21 protein-coding genes are annotated in these 18222 nt (G+C 42.2%); 13 read left to right on the top strand and 8 right to left on the bottom strand.

Annotated elements, in window-relative coordinates:
* Positions 1-9: 9 nt before the first annotated feature.
* Positions 10-315: a hypothetical protein gene (locus tag BK139_RS08615; RefSeq protein ID WP_076257937.1), complete on the top strand. Its 306-nt coding sequence runs from the start codon at positions 10-12 to the stop codon at positions 313-315.
* Between the two features lie 626 nt (positions 316-941).
* On the opposite strand, the gene BK139_RS08600 is transcribed toward BK139_RS08615, so the two are convergent.
* On the bottom strand, positions 942-1418 hold the full coding sequence (locus BK139_RS08600) for a DinB family protein (RefSeq protein ID WP_076257934.1): 477 nt from the start codon (positions 1416-1418) through the stop codon (positions 942-944).
* A 216-nt stretch (positions 1419-1634) separates the two neighbouring features.
* Between BK139_RS08600 and BK139_RS08595 the strand changes: the two genes are divergently transcribed.
* Positions 1635-2243 carry a hypothetical protein gene (locus BK139_RS08595; protein ID WP_076257933.1) on the top strand — a complete coding sequence of 203 codons (609 nt, stop codon included), beginning with the start codon at positions 1635-1637 and terminating at the stop codon, positions 2241-2243.
* 9 nt (positions 2244-2252) lie between these two features.
* Here the strand turns inward: BK139_RS08595 and BK139_RS08590 are convergent, their stop codons facing one another.
* Positions 2253-3131 carry an AraC family transcriptional regulator gene (locus BK139_RS08590; protein ID WP_076257932.1) on the bottom strand — a complete coding sequence of 293 codons (879 nt, stop codon included), beginning with the start codon at positions 3129-3131 and terminating at the stop codon, positions 2253-2255.
* A 105-nt stretch (positions 3132-3236) separates the two neighbouring features.
* On the opposite strand from BK139_RS08590, the gene BK139_RS08585 reads away from it, so the two are divergent.
* Complete coding sequence (locus tag BK139_RS08585; RefSeq protein ID WP_076257931.1) at positions 3237-4190, top strand: EamA family transporter; 954 nt, start codon at positions 3237-3239, stop codon at positions 4188-4190.
* Positions 4191-4314: 124 nt separating this feature from the next.
* Positions 4315-5316, top strand: coding sequence for an LLM class flavin-dependent oxidoreductase (locus tag BK139_RS08580; RefSeq protein WP_076257930.1), 1002 nt, complete (start codon positions 4315-4317; stop codon positions 5314-5316).
* Between the two features lie 454 nt (positions 5317-5770).
* Here BK139_RS08580 and BK139_RS23910 read toward each other — a convergent pair whose 3' ends face one another.
* The gene (locus tag BK139_RS23910) at positions 5771-6496 is read right to left on the bottom strand and encodes a hypothetical protein (protein WP_175609084.1); all 726 of its coding nucleotides are present in this window, start codon (positions 6494-6496) and stop codon (positions 5771-5773) included.
* A gap of 258 nt (positions 6497-6754) precedes the next feature.
* Between BK139_RS23910 and BK139_RS08570 the strand changes: the two genes are divergently transcribed.
* A complete protein-coding gene (locus BK139_RS08570; protein WP_440230605.1) occupies positions 6755-7636 on the top strand; it encodes a LysM peptidoglycan-binding domain-containing protein in 882 nt (293 codons plus the stop codon).
* 31 nt (positions 7637-7667) lie between these two features.
* Here the strand turns inward: BK139_RS08570 and BK139_RS08565 are convergent, their stop codons facing one another.
* Positions 7668-7889, bottom strand: a complete 222-nt coding sequence (locus tag BK139_RS08565; RefSeq protein WP_076257929.1) for a hypothetical protein — start codon at positions 7887-7889, stop codon at positions 7668-7670.
* 183 nt (positions 7890-8072) lie between these two features.
* On the opposite strand from BK139_RS08565, the gene BK139_RS08560 reads away from it, so the two are divergent.
* From BK139_RS08560 to BK139_RS08545, 4 genes are all read left to right on the top strand, one after another.
* Complete coding sequence (locus BK139_RS08560; RefSeq protein ID WP_076257928.1) at positions 8073-8498, top strand: VOC family protein; 426 nt, start codon at positions 8073-8075, stop codon at positions 8496-8498.
* A 76-nt stretch (positions 8499-8574) separates the two neighbouring features.
* Positions 8575-9165 carry a GNAT family N-acetyltransferase gene (locus BK139_RS08555; protein ID WP_076257927.1) on the top strand — a complete coding sequence of 197 codons (591 nt, stop codon included), beginning with the start codon at positions 8575-8577 and terminating at the stop codon, positions 9163-9165.
* Between the two features lie 162 nt (positions 9166-9327).
* On the top strand, positions 9328-9972 hold the full coding sequence (locus BK139_RS08550) for a DUF6944 family repetitive protein (protein WP_076257926.1): 645 nt from the start codon (positions 9328-9330) through the stop codon (positions 9970-9972).
* 12 nt (positions 9973-9984) lie between these two features.
* Complete coding sequence (locus tag BK139_RS08545; protein ID WP_076257925.1) at positions 9985-10560, top strand: DUF6944 family repetitive protein; 576 nt, start codon at positions 9985-9987, stop codon at positions 10558-10560.
* Positions 10561-10740: 180 nt separating this feature from the next.
* Here BK139_RS08545 and BK139_RS08540 read toward each other — a convergent pair whose 3' ends face one another.
* The 4 genes from BK139_RS08540 to BK139_RS08525 all read right to left on the bottom strand — a co-directional run bounded on the left by BK139_RS08540 (position 10741) and on the right by BK139_RS08525 (position 14385).
* Entirely contained in the window at positions 10741-11832 is a 1092-nt protein-coding gene (locus BK139_RS08540) for an acetyl-CoA C-acyltransferase (RefSeq protein WP_076257924.1), read from the bottom strand.
* The gene (locus BK139_RS08535) at positions 11828-13279 is read right to left on the bottom strand and encodes an AMP-binding protein (protein WP_076257923.1); all 1452 of its coding nucleotides are present in this window, start codon (positions 13277-13279) and stop codon (positions 11828-11830) included. Before BK139_RS08535 ends, BK139_RS08540 begins: the two co-directional genes overlap by 5 nt.
* Before the next feature lie 33 nt (positions 13280-13312).
* On the bottom strand, positions 13313-13876 hold the full coding sequence (locus BK139_RS08530) for a biotin transporter BioY (RefSeq protein ID WP_076257922.1): 564 nt from the start codon (positions 13874-13876) through the stop codon (positions 13313-13315).
* A gap of 221 nt (positions 13877-14097) precedes the next feature.
* Entirely contained in the window at positions 14098-14385 is a 288-nt protein-coding gene (locus tag BK139_RS08525; protein ID WP_076257921.1) for a hypothetical protein, read from the bottom strand.
* Positions 14386-14613: 228 nt separating this feature from the next.
* Between BK139_RS08525 and BK139_RS08520 the strand changes: the two genes are divergently transcribed.
* The 4 genes from BK139_RS08520 to BK139_RS08505 all read left to right on the top strand — a co-directional run bounded on the left by BK139_RS08520 (position 14614) and on the right by BK139_RS08505 (position 18097).
* Positions 14614-14925 carry a hypothetical protein gene (locus BK139_RS08520; RefSeq protein ID WP_076257920.1) on the top strand — a complete coding sequence of 104 codons (312 nt, stop codon included), beginning with the start codon at positions 14614-14616 and terminating at the stop codon, positions 14923-14925.
* Positions 14926-14927: 2 nt separating this feature from the next.
* Positions 14928-15485: a hypothetical protein gene (locus BK139_RS08515; protein ID WP_076257919.1), complete on the top strand. Its 558-nt coding sequence runs from the start codon at positions 14928-14930 to the stop codon at positions 15483-15485.
* Positions 15486-15593: 108 nt separating this feature from the next.
* Positions 15594-16358: an alpha/beta hydrolase gene (locus BK139_RS08510; RefSeq protein WP_076257918.1), complete on the top strand. Its 765-nt coding sequence runs from the start codon at positions 15594-15596 to the stop codon at positions 16356-16358.
* A 122-nt stretch (positions 16359-16480) separates the two neighbouring features.
* A complete protein-coding gene (locus tag BK139_RS08505) occupies positions 16481-18097 on the top strand; it encodes an ABC1 kinase family protein (RefSeq protein WP_076257999.1) in 1617 nt (538 codons plus the stop codon).
* Positions 18098-18222: the final 125 nt, after the last annotated feature.

Here is an 18222-nt window from a genome sequence, read left to right as displayed (position 1 = left end):
AGGAGAAGCATGGAAGTATTCGGGTTTATCTTTTTATGGGGGATACCTTTGCTGCTGCTTTGGAGCTTTATTTTAACGCTTATCGAAGTTAAGAGAGCAGGAAGCGAAGGACAATTCCTGGGCAAGACGCTGACATTTATCGGCGGTATTTATCATTACACCATTTCGTCATTTGCCGCATGGGTTGGTTTGATTGCCATCGCATTTGGAATTGCTGCCCTGGTGGAGGGTTCAATCTTCGGTGCATTATTCTTTGGTTTATTCGGTGTTTTTATGGTTTATAACTTTTTTCCGCGATTGAATATGCCGGAATGAGATTGAGGTATGTCCTATGTGGCATGCCTCTTATTTGTTTCTTGTAGAAATTTGGTCATTGGCCACACAGAAAGCATAAAAGAGGATGTGAGAGTCGGAACCCGGGTCAGCTTCGGACACAGAAAGGCGAAAACCATGGATTTGAGTCAGAACCTGGGCCAACTTCGGACACAGAAAGGCGGGAACGGGGGATTTGAGTCGGAACCTGGTTCAACTTCGGACACAGAAAGGAGAAAAGAGACCGGTAGAGTCAGAACCTGTTGCAAGTTCTGACACAAAAAGGAGAAAAGAGACCGGTAGAGTCAGAACCTGGCGCAACTTCGGACACAGAAAGGAGAAAAGAGGCTGGTAGAGTCAGAACCTGGTTCAACTTCGGACACAGAAAGGCGGAAACCATGGATTTGAGTCGGAACCCGGGTCAGCTTGGGACACAGCAAGCAGGAACCGTTAATCGGAGTCGGAACCCGGGTCAGCTTCGGACACAGAAAGCCGGAACCGTGAATCAGAGTCAAAACTCTGTGCAGCTTCGGACACAGAAATCTCTAAAGAGAGGCAGTAGGAAACCGAACTCCGAGCATCTTCTAACACCAGACAGGAGTAAGAAGGCTGTACTTTTTTAAAACAATTCAGCCTTTATTTATAAGTGAACGATAAATCTGTTTAATAGTCTCCATATGAATGGCTTCATGGTAAAAGCCGAATAAAAAAGCCTCTCCGGTTGTGTAAAAGGTAATGCCGCCGCGGTTTGTAAAGGGACTTGGCAGTTTTTGATCCATACGCCCTTGAAGAAATGTCTTTATCCTGGGTTTTTGTTCGGTTAAGACGGACGCAATTTCCCTGAAGGAAGGCGGTTCTTCGATCCAATCGGCAGGCTTAGTTCCAGCGCCAAATAACCGTTCATAGTTCACTGGGACGTTCATTTTTTCACCTGATATTCCAAAGACAAGCTTTTCCTGGACAAATGCAATATGCCCGAAGTTCCAGCGGATACTATTGTTAAATCCTTCTGGTATGATATCAGCCATTTCTTCTGGAATCCGTCTGATTGATTTTTCTGTAATGCCACGCACTTTTTCCATATGATCAAAAATTGTCTGTTCCAATAAATTCACCCTCCATATTAAAGCTCATTGCATTAAAGTTCTAGGGCTTCACACCATTTTCCTACGTCTTTATATATTTTTGTCCAGAAGAGCTATGTATAATTTATAACCTTAAGTCTCAAGTCCTATAACCATATACAACGCAGGCTTCTTAACCTAAGAGACGTATCTCCATATTATAAGAATATAATCATATTTTTAATAAGGAGATACGCTATGTCTAATCAAAAAATCTATATACTCCTTACGGATACCGGAACGTTATTTACGCGGCTTATTAAGCTTTACACAAAAAAGCCTTATAACCATGCTTCTATTTCAATTGACCCTGAATTAAAAAATGTGTACAGCTTTGGCAGGAAAACGGCGAAAAATCCATTTATAGGCGGTTTTGTTAAAGAAAATTTAAGAGGGAAATTTTTTACTGACTCAAAGTGTACTGTCATCAGCTGTTCTGTTACAGATGCACAGCTAAACAAGCTTAAAGCACTTATAAATAAGATAGAATCTGAAAAAGACGATTACAGTTATAATCTGCTGGGCCTTTTTGCCATCATGTTTAATAAACAACTCTCAAGAAAAAATACTTTTTTCTGCTCTCAATTTGTAGCAACTGTCTTGCAGAGATGTGAAATTGTCAAATTTAATAAACCGCCTGCCCTTGTTATGCCGCACGATTTGATGGAAAATGAAGATTTCATTGTTGTTTTTCAGGGAAGCCTGAAAGAGTATTTTCTTACTATTGAATGCCGGGCGATAGAAAAAAACACCTGCATTTCAACGAATGGTCAGGAAAAGTTCGGACAATCGCTGGCCATTTCCTAATGGCTGCACTCAATGCCGCTTCTTTTTATAAGCCAAAGGTGTCATATTCATCGCATTACGGAATTTTTCAATAAAATAACTGCTGCTGTTAAAGCCTACTTTATACGCAACCTCAGTTACATTCGAGCCCGGCTCCTGAAGCAGGGGGAGGCTTTTTTGCAGGCGGTGCTGAATCAGGTATTTAATGGGTGTGGTTCTTAGAATCTTTTTAAAGTATCTGCAGCATTCAGAATTGCTCAGTCTGCCGGCTTTGGCAATACACTCCAGGGTGACTTTCTCAGCATAATGTTCATGGATCCAATTCAGCATTTCTTTCATCCGCCTGTGTTTTTCAAACTCAGTCTGGCTGTATTCCAGCTGGAATCCGTTCCTGATTAACTGCTGCCAAATGAATGTGAGCAGACTGGCTGTATCAATCTCATAAAATGGTGAATTCTCATGAATTAATTTCTTGATTTCCAGGATGCTGTCTATAATATTGTTTTCCCATTCCTCATTACCCTTCAAAATTAGGCCTGGAAGATTTGTTGCTGAAATATACGGAGAAATATAGCTGCTGAACAATTCCTGGGGAAGCAGGAAATGAGGGGAGACATTTAAACAAATGTACACGCAATCTCCGCTAATATCCTCGGCTGAATGAAGGCACCCGCTATTGATGAACAGGCAGTCTCCTTCTTTAACCGCAAATTTCTCTTCATTGACTTGAACCATGGCTTCGCCTTTAAGGGTCAGGATAAATTGAATTTCCTCATGCCAATGCAAAGGAACTTTGCCTTGAATATGATCTGCGATCTTCGTCTCGTAGCACGCGACAGGCATCACCACTGTCCTGTGGCTCGTCAATTCCTTCAGGCTTTCATCCACTTTAAAATCTTTAATCTGCAAAAAAGCCACCTCAATATTGTTATACTTTTTTATGATATCCAGCTATTTTTATTAGGGAATTTGATATATTATAACACTATTATTATATTTAAGGTGGAGTCGAACATGAAAGGACGTTCAAGGAGTACGGGTTTATTGCTCGTTATTTTTGGAGCTTCATTCTGGGGTGTTGGCGGAACTGTTGCCCAAAAGCTTTTTCAGGAATTCGGCATCTCAGTTGATTGGCTTGTCACAGCCCGGCTTCTGATCGCTGGTGTGCTACTCTTAGCCGTACAATTTTTGCTGAAGGATCGCTCACAGGTGTTTGGAGTGTGGAAGAATAAAAAAGCAGCTATCATGCTTTTGATTTTTGGCCTGGCGGGAATGCTGGCCGTACAGTATACCTATATGGCTTCCATTCACCATGGCAATGCGGCTGTTGCCACGCTGCTTCAATATTTGGCACCAGCTATGATTATCATTTATCTGGTCCTGCGTAAGCAATCGGTGTTTACAAGACAGGATTTGGTGACCGTGTCCCTTGCTTTAGCGGGGTGCTTTCTTCTATTGACCAATGGTTCTGTTTCTCAGCTGTCCGTACCGTCACCTGCGATTGTATGGGGAGTTCTATCCGGTGTGGCACTGGCGTTTTATACGTTGTATGCCGTCCCGCTGCTGAAGAAGTATGATTCCCTTGTCGTGGTTGGCTGGGCGATGGTGATTGGCGGATTTGCATTGAGTTTCATCCATCCCCCATGGGAAATGGATTTCGGCAGCTTAACGGCTGAAGCATTCCTGTATTTGGTTTTCGTTATTATTTTTGGAACGATGCTTGCGTTCTGGTTCTACATTGAAAGTCTCCAAACGCTGTCTCCAACCGAAACCAGTCTTTTAAGCAGCCTCGAACCGCTTGCCGCAGTATTTACGACGGTTATCTGGCTGAACGAACCATTCGGCCTGTTTCAATGGGCGGGTACTGCATGTATCTTTGGCATGATTCTGCTGCTGGCTTTGAGTAAGAAAAAACCGGTAAAAACCAGTGTTTCTGCTGAAAATGAAGAACCATTAAGAGTAAGCTGAGAGCCAGCTCCTTTCGCGGGAGCTGGTTTTTTCTTAATAAATCTGCTCACACTAAGCATTATATTTTCCTAAATTTATTTCGGTTGTTAAAATAAAGTCAATTCTTCATGAAGGAGATTATAAAATGACCAATATACAAATACCTGTTTCTGTTTTAAACCTTGCCCCAATACGGGAGGGGAAAGACAGCAGGCAGGCTATCGAAGATCTTGTTGATCTGGCTCAGGCAACAGAGGAGATGGGCTACAAACGCTATTGGATAGCGGAGCATCATAATACACCGACACTGGTCAGTTCTGCCACGGCTATTTTAATAAAACATGCATTGGAGCATACTAAAACCATTCGCGTTGGCTCCGGCGGTATAATGCTGCCGAACCATGCGCCATTAGTGGTTGCCGAGCAATTCGGAACGATGGCCACCATTTATCCGGACCGGGTCGATTTGGGCCTTGGCAGGGCACCTGGCACGGATATGATGACGGCTAGTGCGCTTCGCCGTTCAAAAAATGATTCTGTATATACATTCCCTGAGGATGTGAAGCAGCTGCTGACATACTTTGGTCCTTTAGAGGAGCAGAGCTATGTAAAAGCACACCCGGGTGTTGAAACGAACATTCCCATTTATATTCTTGGTTCTTCGACAGATTCAGCGTATTTGGCTGCTGAACTGGGGCTCCCATATGTGTTTGCATCACACTTTGCTCCAAGGTGGATGGAGGACGCCATCCGGATCTACCGTGCCAACTTTAAGCCTTCGCAGTATCTGGATAAACCATATATGATGATCTGCTTAAATGTCATTGCAGCAGAAACGGATGAGGAAGCGGAATTCCTGTCCACCACGATGAAACAGTTTTTCCTGAATGTTGTCAGAGGGACTTCCATGAAATTGAGCCCTCCGGTCGAGGATCTGGACTCCATCTGGAACCCAATGGAGAAGGAAGCCGCAGAAGGGATGTCAAGCGTCACCCTTATGGGCAGCAAAGAAACTGTCAAAGGACAGCTGGAGCAGTTCCAGAGCATGTACAATGTGGACGAAATCATGGCGGTTTCCTATATTTATGACGAAGAAAAACAAAAACGTTCCTATGAAATATTGAAAGAAATTACAGACGGCAAATGAGCGGGGAAATATTCCCCGCTTTTCCTTTGTATTTTGTTAAAGGTTTAAACTTCGATAACTGTCTAGCTCCAGCGCCTACCCCCTCGAGGTCACAAGCTTGTCTTGTTGCGGCTCCTAGGGACTCGGGGTTATAAGCCGTTTCCTTTCAGAAGGAAAAACGCCTTCTTACAGGAACCGTCTTATGCCTGTCGTCCCTGGGCAGTCGCCTCCACATTTCGGGCAATCCTCCCAAGAAGGCAAAGAACGCCTTCCTGTGAGGCTCGGCTTGTGCTTGAGGCCCCCAGGATGGGGGTCATGCAGACGTTGCCACAGGACGTGGCGTTCTTAGTCTGCGTTCCTTCGTGGGCAAGGCGCTTCCGCTTTTCATATTTCTCGGGAAAGCGCAGGATTAGACTATTCTTGCGGGCGGAGGTCGTATCATGGCTTTTATTGCCGAAAAATGAAACTCTCTTCTTTAATCTATGGTTTCCTGTTTGTAGAGTGCAGGATTGGCTTTCGTATTTAAGCTCTGTGCAGACGCCCATAGATTCGCCAGGAACCGCGGCATCATCTGCTGTGACGGAAGAGTGCCATATCTGGAAAAGTAAACAAACAGCTTCAAATAAGTTCTTGCATTTTTCGGCAGGTGAATTTCCCTTGCGTAGTATTCATTTTCTGTATAGGTTGCAAAAGAACGGGTTTCAAATCCGGAAATAAACCGGGTGATTTCTCCTTTGTATTCATTTTGAATGTAATGAATCCTTTTTATAATTGTGGGATCATCAGAACCATCAAAATTAGCAAGCCTGGCCTGCCGGAATGCCGGGACAGATGCCAGGTTATCAGTAAGAGCAAGTGCATGTCCGTATGCTTTGTCATGACCTTCATAAAGTGGCCGGATATCGGCATTCTCCATTAAATCCACTAAACGCAATTCCACATTTTTTAAATAGGGCGGCCTGAAAATCTGTCTGGAAAGCTTAAGCTCATCAAATGAATCGCATACAAATGAAGTGAAAAAATACCACTGGCCATTGTCATCCAGGCTGATATCATAATCCTGCTCATCAATTTCAATCCGGTAATCATTAAAACGGTCTTTTCGGTCGAACGTAAAATCAAATTGTTCTTTTTCTGCTGGTTTAAATCCATATGGAGTTTGAATCGGTACACAGATTTCTGAGAAGTATTGGTTTTTCATGCTGACTCACACCTTACATTTCTTTTATTCTGCTATAGAAAATACCCTGCAGATTCCTTTATCATGCCAAAAAAAGAGGATAATTTTCTTTAGTTATACAAAAATAATATAAATCGAATGGAAAGGACATTGAGTATGAAAAAATGCATATTTCTTTTCCTCAGTCTCGCAGTGTTCTGGCAATTGAATTGGAGCGCTGCACATGCTGAAAACAATCCCCGCAATATTTATGATGTAAAGCAGGGGGATACCCTGACATTGATTGCAAAAAAATACGGATCAACTGCAGGGGACTTAAAACTATTTAACGGCCTGCAGTCAGACAGACTTTTAATCGGGCAAAAGCTGCGTGTTCCGATTATGTATAAAGTGGCTCCCGGAGATACACTCTGGAGGCTGGCGGAAAAATATGATTCAAGTGTCCCGATTATTAAGACAGCAAATGGACTATCCTCAAATGCTATAAATGCCGGGCAGAAACTAAAAATTATTCCAAAGAAATTAGCCATGGATGGTAAGTTTGTCCTCATGACAAGAGAGGAGTTCCGGGATTGGATTTTCAATCAGAAATTTACGAGGAAAGTGGCCAAGGTTCAGCAGCATCACACCTATCAGCCATCATATAAACAGTTCAATGGCACAAATCATTTTGCGCTCCTGAAGGGGATGGAGGAGTATCATGTAGGCGGGATGAAGTGGAGCATGATCAGCCAGCAGCTGACCACTTTCCCGGATGGAAAGGTGGCAGTGGGGAGACCGTTCGATATAGCACCGGAAGGATCATTCGGACTTCAGAATAAAGAAGCGATGCACAAGATCGAAGCAGAAGCGATAGCAATCGAAAATCTCGGTGATTTTGACTCCAATCAAATGACTGCTGAACAAAAAGAAACGATCGTGACCGTAACAGCTCTCCTGATGCTGAAATATGGCCTGGCGCCATCCATCGACAGCATCACCTATCACCATTGGTGGGATATTAACTCAGGTGAGAGGGTGCTGGATAACAGCCATGGGCATGCAGTAAAAACATGTCCGGGCACTGAATTTTTTGGAGGGAATTCGACTGCAAGTGCTAAGAAGAATTTTTATCCTCTGGTCAGGAAAAAAATGCAGGAGATCAGAGCAACCCTGCATTAATCAGGAAAACCCGCAGACAATGCGGGTTTTCTCATCTTTTTTTCTTCTTTTTATCAACTTCTGCTGCCAGCTTCGCTTTATTTACACTTTCAAGCTCTACCTGTACGTGAATTTTCCTTTCCTCTACTGATGTTACACTGGTTACTTTTCCTTTGCGTCCTTTGATTCTGATCTCTTCTCCTTCATTTGGAACACTTTTGCGAAGCTGATTTAATAAAACATTTTTCCCATCAAGATAATACACCGTAAACATTCTCATCTCACCTTTGTCTATGGAATGTGGTACAAGTTCCTGCACCATTTCTATAAAATATAGAACAAGTGATAAAAATAGACCGGTTTTTTTAAAAAATAGTTGCGAACATTTGTTCCTCGTAGTAAAATCAACCTTGTAATAAATATTGAGAAAAATGAAAATATTAGGGAGCTGATGAAAATGACAGTAAGAGTGATTCCTTATTTGGTGATGGACGGAAATGCGAATGAAGCAATTGAGTTTTACAGAGAAGCGCTGGAAGCGGAAGTTCTGTATAAGCAAACATTTGGGGAAGGTCCCGATAATCCTGAATATCCGCTGCCTGAAGAAGCAAAGAACCGCATTATGCATGCAACTGTAAAGGTTGGGGAGAACGAACTTATGTTTAGCGATACATTCCCTGGTCAGAATCATCAAACGGGCAATCAAGTGACCATTTGCCTTTCAGCATCAGATCCTGAAAAATCGAAGAAATTTTTTGAAGCTCTGCAGCAGGGCGGCCAAGTCACTATGCCTCTTCAGGAAACTTTTTTCAGCCCTGCATATGGCAGCGTAATCGACAAATTCGGAGTGAATTTTCAAATCTATACAGAGGGTGAGCATTAATTAACTGATGAGCCATTCTTTTTAGGGAAGAATTGGCTCTTTTTGAATTATTTCATTAGAGAAGAAGGCGATTGTTGTGATTTTAAAACCAAAACAATATATAGTTAAAAATTTGTGCTATACGATAAGATCTGCTGTCGAGGAAGATGCTAAAAAACTGTCAGAAGTAAGAGTGCAGATTGATGGAGAAACGGAGAACATGGATCGGGAAGCAGGTGAAGGATACATAGATGAAACAGGTTTCAGAGAATTAGTTAATAAAGATTCCATTAGTGAACGTAATATATTTTTGGTTGCGGAGATAAATGGAAGAATTGCAGGCTTTTCCAGATGTGAAGGCAGCAAACTGAAAAGAAGCCGTCATAAAGTGGAGTTTGGAGTATGTGTGCTGAAGGAATTCTGGGGCTTTGCTATTGGAAAAAACCTTTTAGCTCAGTCTATTCAATGGGCTGAAGCTAATCATATTAAGAAGATTACCTTAAATGTTCTTGAAACAAATGAGAAAGCGATTAAGCTATACGAGCAGTATGGCTTTGAAATTGAAGGGGTATTAAAAATGGATAAGCTGCTGTCGGATGGGAACTATTATAGCACCATCACAATGGGAAGGATTACAGATATTAATTGTTGCTCACATAAAGCAAGAAGGGGACATATGAAGGAGTAAATGCCTAAATCACGGCGAAGTCCCTTGAAACAATATGGTTTGCTGTTTTGATACAAATCAAGATTAGAGTATCCGGACACCGAAACCGCCACTCTTCATTAACTTCGTACCCATGAAAAAAATTTGAATATAATATAACATACGTCAGCTAAGGAGTATGTTATGGACAATCAACTAAAAGAGGTCGTCGGAGCCGCTTTAGCTGCAATCGGAACGATCATTTCAGCTGTCTCAACCATACCCGCCAAGTCAAAAAGAATGGAAAGTCTTTTTGATGGCCTCGATATAGTGGGAAATAGCCTCCAAGGAACAGGAAACGCTCTCCAGGCGGATGGGGAGAGCGGGCCATCTCTTGAAAAGGTCGGCAATGAGATACAGGCAATCGGAAACAGCACGGTCATTGCCGGATTAACACTGGACTTAGAGGATGAAAATGAAGATAAATTAGTTATCGCAGGAAACTGGATTCAGGCTCTTGGCGGAGCGACAGCACTTGGAGATGAATTAGAAGATCCCACTGCACCCGGTCAAATACTTAATATAAATGGCAATCTGCTTCAATCGATTGGAAACTCCCTTCAGGCAATCGGCGGTACAAAAAATCTCAGGGAAAAAGAGAGGGGAGCACCTGGAGATAGCGCAAATCATATTATTGCCGTGGGAAGCTGGATTCAGGCAGTCGGTTCTGTCTTATCCCTAATTGGTACGATTCAGGGGGAGAATCAGGAGATCTCTTCTGAAAGCAGTGATGCAAACGATGTACCTGACTCAAAATCTTCTGTGTGGTTAAATGAAGAACTGTTTTAGAGAGGGGTAATCATGTATCTGGAGGGAGATGACTTATTAACGATCGGAGCTTATTTTTTGGTTACGGGCACATTTATTTCAGCAATTGGTGAAACCATGAAGCCAGGCGAAAACAATGTGAACAAAAAATTAATACGGGACGGTAACGGTGTCCAGGCAGTTGGCAATAGCCTGCAGGGGTTTGGCAGGATAAGCTTGGCTGAAGGAAGTGAAACAGCTAATTTATATGGAATTATTGGGAGCTTTACGCAGGCAGGCGGGAACTCCATTAACTCGGCTGCAAACAATATTGAAATTCAGAATCCCTCAGTTTCTGTTTCAGGCTTCAATTCGCTGGGCAGTGCCATTCAATCCATGGGTGCCGCATTGGAAGCTTCGGGAGTTGAAAATGAAGAAGACAATATGCTTAGCAATCTCGAAACTCTGGGGTACTCTTTAATTTCCGTTTCGGCGATCCTGGACGCTTTAGGAATTCTTATAGAAGATGAAACGAGCATCCAAAAAAGAGTCCTGCTGGCTGCAGGGGGCTGGCTGGAATTCATTGGTGCGATTCTTGGCGCTTATGCGATCCTTCAGGCAGCTGAATAAGCCGCATGTTTTGCAAAAAAAGAGAAAATAGATGGATACCAGTGTGATATCAGTTGATATTTGTCGAATAGCAAAATGCTAGCAGTTGCTAAAATTGTGCTATTACGTCGGATTCTGCCAAATTTCAAGCAGAAAAATAACCTGGAAATCCACTTCTCCAGGCTATCCTCCAAGCTTTCATTAAACTGCCTCAAACAAAATCGCCACACCGACGCCGCCTCCGCTCCCAATAGCAGCTAATACGTATTTGCAAGAATTTCTCCTTTGCACATCATAAAATAATTTTGTAACGATCACTGCACCTGACGCTCCATAAGGGTGCCCAATTGTTAAAGCCCCTCCATTAACGTTCAGCTTTTCATGTGGAATGGAAAGCTCATTGGCACATGCTGCAATTTTGGAAGAGAAAGCTTCATTAATTTCGATTAAATCAATATCGTCAATGGTTAAATAATTTCTTTCCAGAATCTCTTGTATGGCTGGAACAGGCGCAAATCCCGGGTAGTTGGGGTGTACACCAGCAACGGCACTATCAGCAAAACGCAGAATGGGTTTGTAGCCATTTTTAATTGCTGTTTCTTCCTCCATCACCAAAACAGCAGCTGCCCCGTCATGGATGCCGCAGCTGTTGGCTGCTGTTACAGTTCCATCCTTTTTAAATATTGGTTTGGCTCGTTTTAAAAGAGTATGCATTTTTCTCTTTTTGAAAAACTCTTCATCATGTGAATGGCTTCCAATGGGAATCAGCTCGTCTGCGAGGACTCTATTTTCAAAAGCTTTCCAGCTCCGTTCATAGCTTATTTGTGCATATGTATCCTGAGCTTCTCTTGAAATGCTGTACTTTTCGGCAACATGTTCCGCTGCAGCACCCATATCCGGGTCTCCGATTTTGTCTGGGGAGAAGCGGGCCCTTTTCGAAAAGGGAGAGGTGCTGGCACTTTCCGTACCACCCGCTATATAACAGGTGCCGGCGCCTCCCTGGATAAGATAGCATGCCAGCCGTATGGCCTCCAAACCCGCACTGCATTGCCTGTCCAGGGTAAAACCCGGAACGGACAGCGGGAGTCCTGCTTCCAATGTAGACAAACGGGCAATATTGCCGCCAGGTCCCACGACATTGCCTAAAATGACATCATCAATTTTTTCTTCCAGGCCTGCCGACAGATATTTAAGCAGCGGGGCAGCAAGTTCATGCGGCTCATAGTCTTTAAGCATCCCATTAACTTTTCCGATAGGTGTTCTTTTTGCTTGTACAATAACGGCTCTCTTAATGGCTGATCACCTTCCTTTCGAAGGTTTCCCTCAGCTGGGCGCGGGCAATTTTTCCGCCGGCTGTGTAAGGCATTTCTTCAGTGAAGATCCATTTGCGCGGAATTTTGTAGGAGGCCAGATGATTTTTGCATAAGCGTTTTAACTCCAGAGCATCTGTATTGCCTTGAATAATCGCTACTGCTATTTGGCCCCAATATGGATCCTCCATTCCAATCACAGCAGCCTCCTCAACAGCAGGGTGCTGGCTGATCACTTTTTCAATTTCTTCCGGGAAGATATTAATGGCACCATATAAAATCATGTTCTTCTCCCGCCCGCTGATATATAAATTTCCTTCTTCATCAACATAGCCCATATCATCAACAGTTGCCCAGCCATCTTGATCCTGTATCGTATGTATTGCGCCATTTAATAGGTAACCATCGAAAATAAGATCGCTCTTGACATATATTTTTCCGATTTCATAGGGAACGAGCTTTTCACCCTTTGGACCTCTGATTTCGATTTCAACTCCATGGCAAGGCTTACCGACTGATTCTGCCTTCTGCTCATTCCCATGAAAGGTGATATAACTTAACTCACTGGCCCCATAAAACTCAATCATCGAAAGCTTAGGAAACATTTTGCTGATTTCTTCTTTTGATGTTTCGTCCCATTTTGCTCCTGAAGAAATAATTTTAAAAGGCTTCTCTATGATTCTTTTTTCTTTTAAAATAGCTGACACCATTGTCGGAACTGTATAAAGTGCGGTGATTGGCTGCTCCTCAATACACAATAGGGCCTTGGCTGCATTGAATTTATCAAGCAGGTAAACTGTTCCGCCTGTACACAGGGTACTAACCGCGCCATACAAAAAATGAGAGTGGATGAGTGCCCCTGGAATCAGGACATGTTCCTTTTCATTCATTTTAAAATCATGCTCATTAACCTTGAAGCTGGCAGCCCAGGATTTATGGGAGCGGATAAATGCCTTTGGACTGCCGGTCGTACCTGAAGTAAAACCCATATAAAATGGTTTGTTGCTTTCAGAATCGATGTGAAACGAATTATTTTGTCCGCCAATCTCCATAAATGCATCTTCCCAGACGAGGACGAAAGGGTGCATGCTGGAAACCTGGTCATAGTATTCTTTAACTGTGATTATAATAGAAGGGCTGGAAATCCTGATCCGCTCACTAAGTTCCTCTGCCTTCCATTTAAGATCGCAAGGAACAGCTGTCCATCCAGCCATGGTGGCCCCGGTGAATAATTGCAAAAATGGGATCCCATTTGGCAGAAGAAATCCCGCTGTCTTATTTTCAAAAGAAAAAGACTTTAGCCAATTGGCGGTTTTACATACGAGAGTGTTCCAGTCTTTATAGGTTAAAGACTCGTCTGTCGTAATAATTGCTGCTTTATTCGGCGAACCTTCGGCGAACTTCTCTATATTTGCTGTAATATTCGTCAAGGGTGTTCCTCTCCTTATGGAAAAGGAGACACCTTAAAGTGTCTCCAGAGATTTAGAAAATTGCTTATTAATAATCGGATGCTTAAGCAGTCTGTATACCAGGAATGAGGCAAGGGTAGCTTTCAACACATCTCCCGGGATATAAACCAGGCTTAATTTTATAGCTTCGGCCAGAGGAATATTCATCATAAAGGCCTGTACCGGAATGCCAAACAGATAGATTAGGAATATTCCGACAGTCAGATTTATGAGAAGGATATTCATTAATTTTAAAGTTTTGAAGTGTGAAAGTAAATAGCCGATAAAAAATGCTGTTACCGGGTAAGAAATTAAATAGCCGGCGCTGGGACCGAAGAAAACACCTATGCCACCGCGGCCGCCAGATAATAACGGAGCACCGGCTGCAACCAGCAGCAAAAACACGGCCATGCTGATTCCGCCCAGTCTGGCACCTAAAATACCTCCGGCTAAAAGGACACCAAGTGTCTGTAAGGTAATCGGAACGGGTGTAAAAGATAGCATGATTGGGGGAACAAGACCGAGTGCTCCCATTACTGCTGCAAATAAAGCCACGTATGTCATTTCTTTGACTTTCATAATACCTCTCCAATTCAGATTAATAGGTTAACTGTTTTTATTTTATGGTTAACATAGAAGTTTGTCAACGTGATAGAAAATATAGTTTACAATAAAATTAAGAATGTAAAGGCCTTGCTTGCCAGCAAAAGTGTATTAGGCTTATTCCAGCCAGATTAAGAAATCAGGGGAAAAAAACCCCCGAAAAGGAAACGGGGGCAGCTTTACAAGAAACAGTGATTTCATTTTACCTCAATGCCAAGCCAGGAAAGATACATGGCCAAATTGCCGCCTTCATTCCAGCTGATACTATCTAATATATATGTAATAAAAATAAAAACCATATAGGCGCCAAGCAAGAATACTATCTTTAAAGTCTTATTTTCTGCATGTTTCAATATCCTTTTCCAAACTATATAAATTAAGATTGGAAAGCCGAATACCCCAATAGGAAGCAGAAGTGCACCTATCGCAAAGAAGAACAAAACAACTGATACAATATAATAAATTCCGTAGCCCAGCAGCATCAAAGCAGCTGTCACACTAAACTTAAAGTAGGATCGCGCTTGAATTTTAATCTCCCCGTTTCTAATTAAGAATCATAATATCTTTATACAAATACTCACATAAATAAGTCAATGTCTATTATTAAGATGGTGCCGCAAATATATTCTTATAGGGTTATGTTCAATAAAAATGGAGTTTCATATTATAAAAATGTAAAATAACAGTATAAAAGGTTTTTTTTAGGAGGAAATATGTACACTTACGAATCATTTGTAACAGAGGGGACATTTACATTATTACAGCCAGTCTTTTATAGCTCTTTACTGGCAGCCGTTATATTGCTCATTTTTGCTTTAACTTCAAAAGCCATTAGCGGGATAGTGGTTGTGTTTATATCACTTATTTTAATTATCATCTCTGGCCAGGTTTTATTTTTTGACGCCATTATCGCTGATGAGCTTGGTCTGGGCGGGGACGGAACTGCCACTTTGCTTTTCCTGGGAATCGCTTTCTTAAGTCTTGCCAGCCCGGTTAGCTTTTTTATTAGAAAAAAGGAGGGATAAGAGTGGGCTCTTCGGAAATTGGTAAGTTAAGGGTCAGACAAATCTTATGGATGAATGGCGCAATCATTGCAGCGTTAGGCATATCTTTCGCTGTGATAACATTCATGGAAATAACGATGTTTCACATGTTTTTGTTTCTTGGAGTTCTACTGTTCGTTCAGTCTCTTGCCGGATTTATCAGGCGAGATTCTGCATCCTCCATTATCCCCGCTTTAGATCAAATAGCCAAATACGAAAGAGAAAAGATGAGCAGTGAATGGAGAAAGCAGCGGACTGTGGGGAGTATCTCGAGTCTGCTGGTGAGCGGTATATGTTTTTTAAATGCTTATCTTCATTTTAGATCCAATATTCTTCTAACCATTGAACCGATGTTTTTATTTTTTCTGACTATCGCGATTCTGGCCATGACCAATATCAGCATGGTCATTCACAGCAGAAAGGTGGATGGTGCTCAATCACCTGCAGACTTCACAGATTACACATGGAACTCTAATGCGAGGGCTATTATTATTGGATTAAGTTTCTGTCTTCTTGTATTTGTGGTTATACTTTTAGTTTAGCCGTTCCTTTCATTTCGGGACGGTCATTTCATTTTTTAAATACAAGTTGACAGGTCGGAATAGTTGGTTATATAATGTGAATAATTAATTCTGAGGGAGGAATAGATTATGAATGAACGTTATCCTGTTTTGGACGGTGCAGAATCATTCTACTATGAAGGCAATGAGATCGGGATCCTGATCACACATGGTTTTCTTGGTACTCCCCAGAGTGTCCGGTTTTTGGGTGAGTCATTTGCCAAGCTTGGCTATACCGTCTTTGCTCCAAGGCTTAAAGGTCATGGCACACATTATAAAGATATGGAAAATACCTCTCATGAGGATTGGTTTGCTGAAGCAGAAAAGGGTTATCAATTTCTAAAAGACAGATGCACATTTGTCTATGCTGCAGGTCAATCGATGGGTGGGGCCTTGACACTTTGGCTGGCTAATAAATATCCGGAAATTGCAGGTATTGTGTTAATAAATGCCGCTCTTCGGGTTCCATGTTATGAAAATCTAAAAGGGAAAACAAACCCCAGGTATATAGATGAAGGCGCACCTGATATTAAAAAAGAGGATGTAGAGGAGATTACGTACGGTAAAGTACCGGTCCCATCTATCTTCGAATTGCAGAAGGTCATGGAAAGAACACCTGACTTATTGCCTGACATTAAAACACCTGTATTAGGTTTTAAGTCGGTAGAAGATCATGTGGTGCCTGCAGAGTGTACTGATTTTATTCTGGAGAAGATCGGCTCCGCGAAGAAGAAAGCTATATCGCTCTATAACTCCTATCATGTGGCATCCATGGACCATGATAAAGAAGAGATTGTTAACATAACTCATCAGTATATCCTGGAGACTCAGGCAAACAGCTTGTCCTTTGTGTAAGGACGGGCTGTTTTTTTTACGTTATGAAACTTTTTAAACATGCTGCCGTATAAAAGAAAAGGGTATTTAGCCAGTATTACAGAATAATACAGTACATCTTACATAGGAAGAAGATGATGGAAATGAAGGCGAGAAGTAAATGGCTCCGCATGTATAAAGTGTTTTCTTTGGCACTTCTCATTATAATACAGATTTACTGGTATAAATGGACCCGCAAATCAGAAGCTGAGTGGGAAAAATTATGGTCTGCCATCGGGAAAAGATTCCGGACAACACTTTTTGAATTAGAAGGGCTGCTGATAAAGATTGGTCAGTTTATCAGCATTCGTTCTGATTTGCTTCCAAAATCTTTCATCCAGGAACTTCAAGACCTGACCGATAAGGTGCCTCCGTCCGAATGGAGTGAAATCCAAGTAATTTTAAATGAAGAGTGGGGAAGCGAGCTCTCTAAAAAGGTGGTAGCGATTGAAAAAGAAGCCATAGCATCCGCTTCGATTGGAGAGGTATATAAAGGCGCTCTGCAGGACGGCTCAATTGTTGCCATTAAAGTGCAGCGTCCAGATATTCAATCTATCGTACATACCGACTTCCGGACCCTTAGTATTCTTGTCTGGTTCGCAGATCGGTTTGTCCCTATTCCAAAGGGATTCATTAATTTAAAAGTCCTTTTTCAGGAACTTAAGCAGGTTATTGAGCGGGAGCTTGACTTTACAAAGGAAAAGGATACACTGCTTTATTTTAAGAAGCGCTTTAAAGACAGTGAGATGGTGAAAATTCCTGATGTGCATCAGGAGCTTTGCACCTCGAAAGTGCTTGTAATGGAATGGGTGGAGGGAAAAAGGCTCAATGATTCAGAAGCGGTTGAAAAACTAGAGATGTCCCGTCAGGAATTGGCCCGCCAATTGATGAAGCTCTTCCTGCCGCAATGGCTGGAACCTGGGATGTTTCATGCAGATCCTCATCCGGGAAATGTGCAGTTTACGAGAGAAGGGAGGATCATTCTTCTCGATTTCGGCATGGCCGGTGAAATTTCAAAAAAAGATGCAGTTTCTTTTCAGAATTTAATTGAATCCATTCTCGCTAAAAACTACAGTAAAGCAGTCGAATGTCTGTCACAGCTGGGATTTTTGCTGCCGGAAGCTAATGCAGTAACAATGGAGAAGCTGCTGTCAGAATGGATGGCATTTGACCTCTCTCAGGTAAAGGACATGGATTTAGTGGCTCTTAAGCTTGAACTAAACGATCTGATTGCTGCTCTTCCAATTCAGGTGCCAACACGCTTTGTTTTTCTGGGCAGGTCCTTTATGACAATCGAAGGGATTGTTCGCCATCTGGCACCGGAAGATGATCTTCTTGAGCTTGGTAAACCTGTTTTTACAGAATGGTTAAGCTCACAGGGGAATAAATGGTCCTTTATTTGGAACATTATCCAATCCCAGCCGTTCTTTAAAATTTTTCATTCAGCAGCGGTGTTCCTGGAAACACCGCGTAAATTGGAAAAAATGAAAGAGGCCGGACAAAGAAGAGAGTTTCAATTTACGATCTATGAAAATCGGAAAAAGCAGTTTTTTCAGTTATTCATGCTAGGTTTAACCGGGTCAGGCTTTGGCGTTTATGCTGATGAAATGCTGATCCTGCAGTTATCCGCAGGCATAGCAGGCATTGCCCTTTTAGTGTATGGAGTGAACAGCTGGAGACTGGGAAAGTGGCTGAAATATATGCCGGAAAAACGGAAATAACCAAAAGAGCCGATTATATGCATAAATTTTACCCGAAAATAGGATTGAACCCCCTTCATTCGGGGTAGAATATCGGGGGATATCGCCGGCATTGAAATTATCTTAAAAAAAAGTTATAATAAGAC

This window comes from Paenibacillus sp. FSL R5-0490 (assembly GCF_001956215.1).
Taxonomy (GTDB): Bacteria; Bacillota; Bacilli; order Bacillales; family Cytobacillaceae; genus Cytobacillus.
Note: the sequence above shows the minus strand (reverse complement) of the source record. Positions and strands in the feature narration are given on the sequence as shown.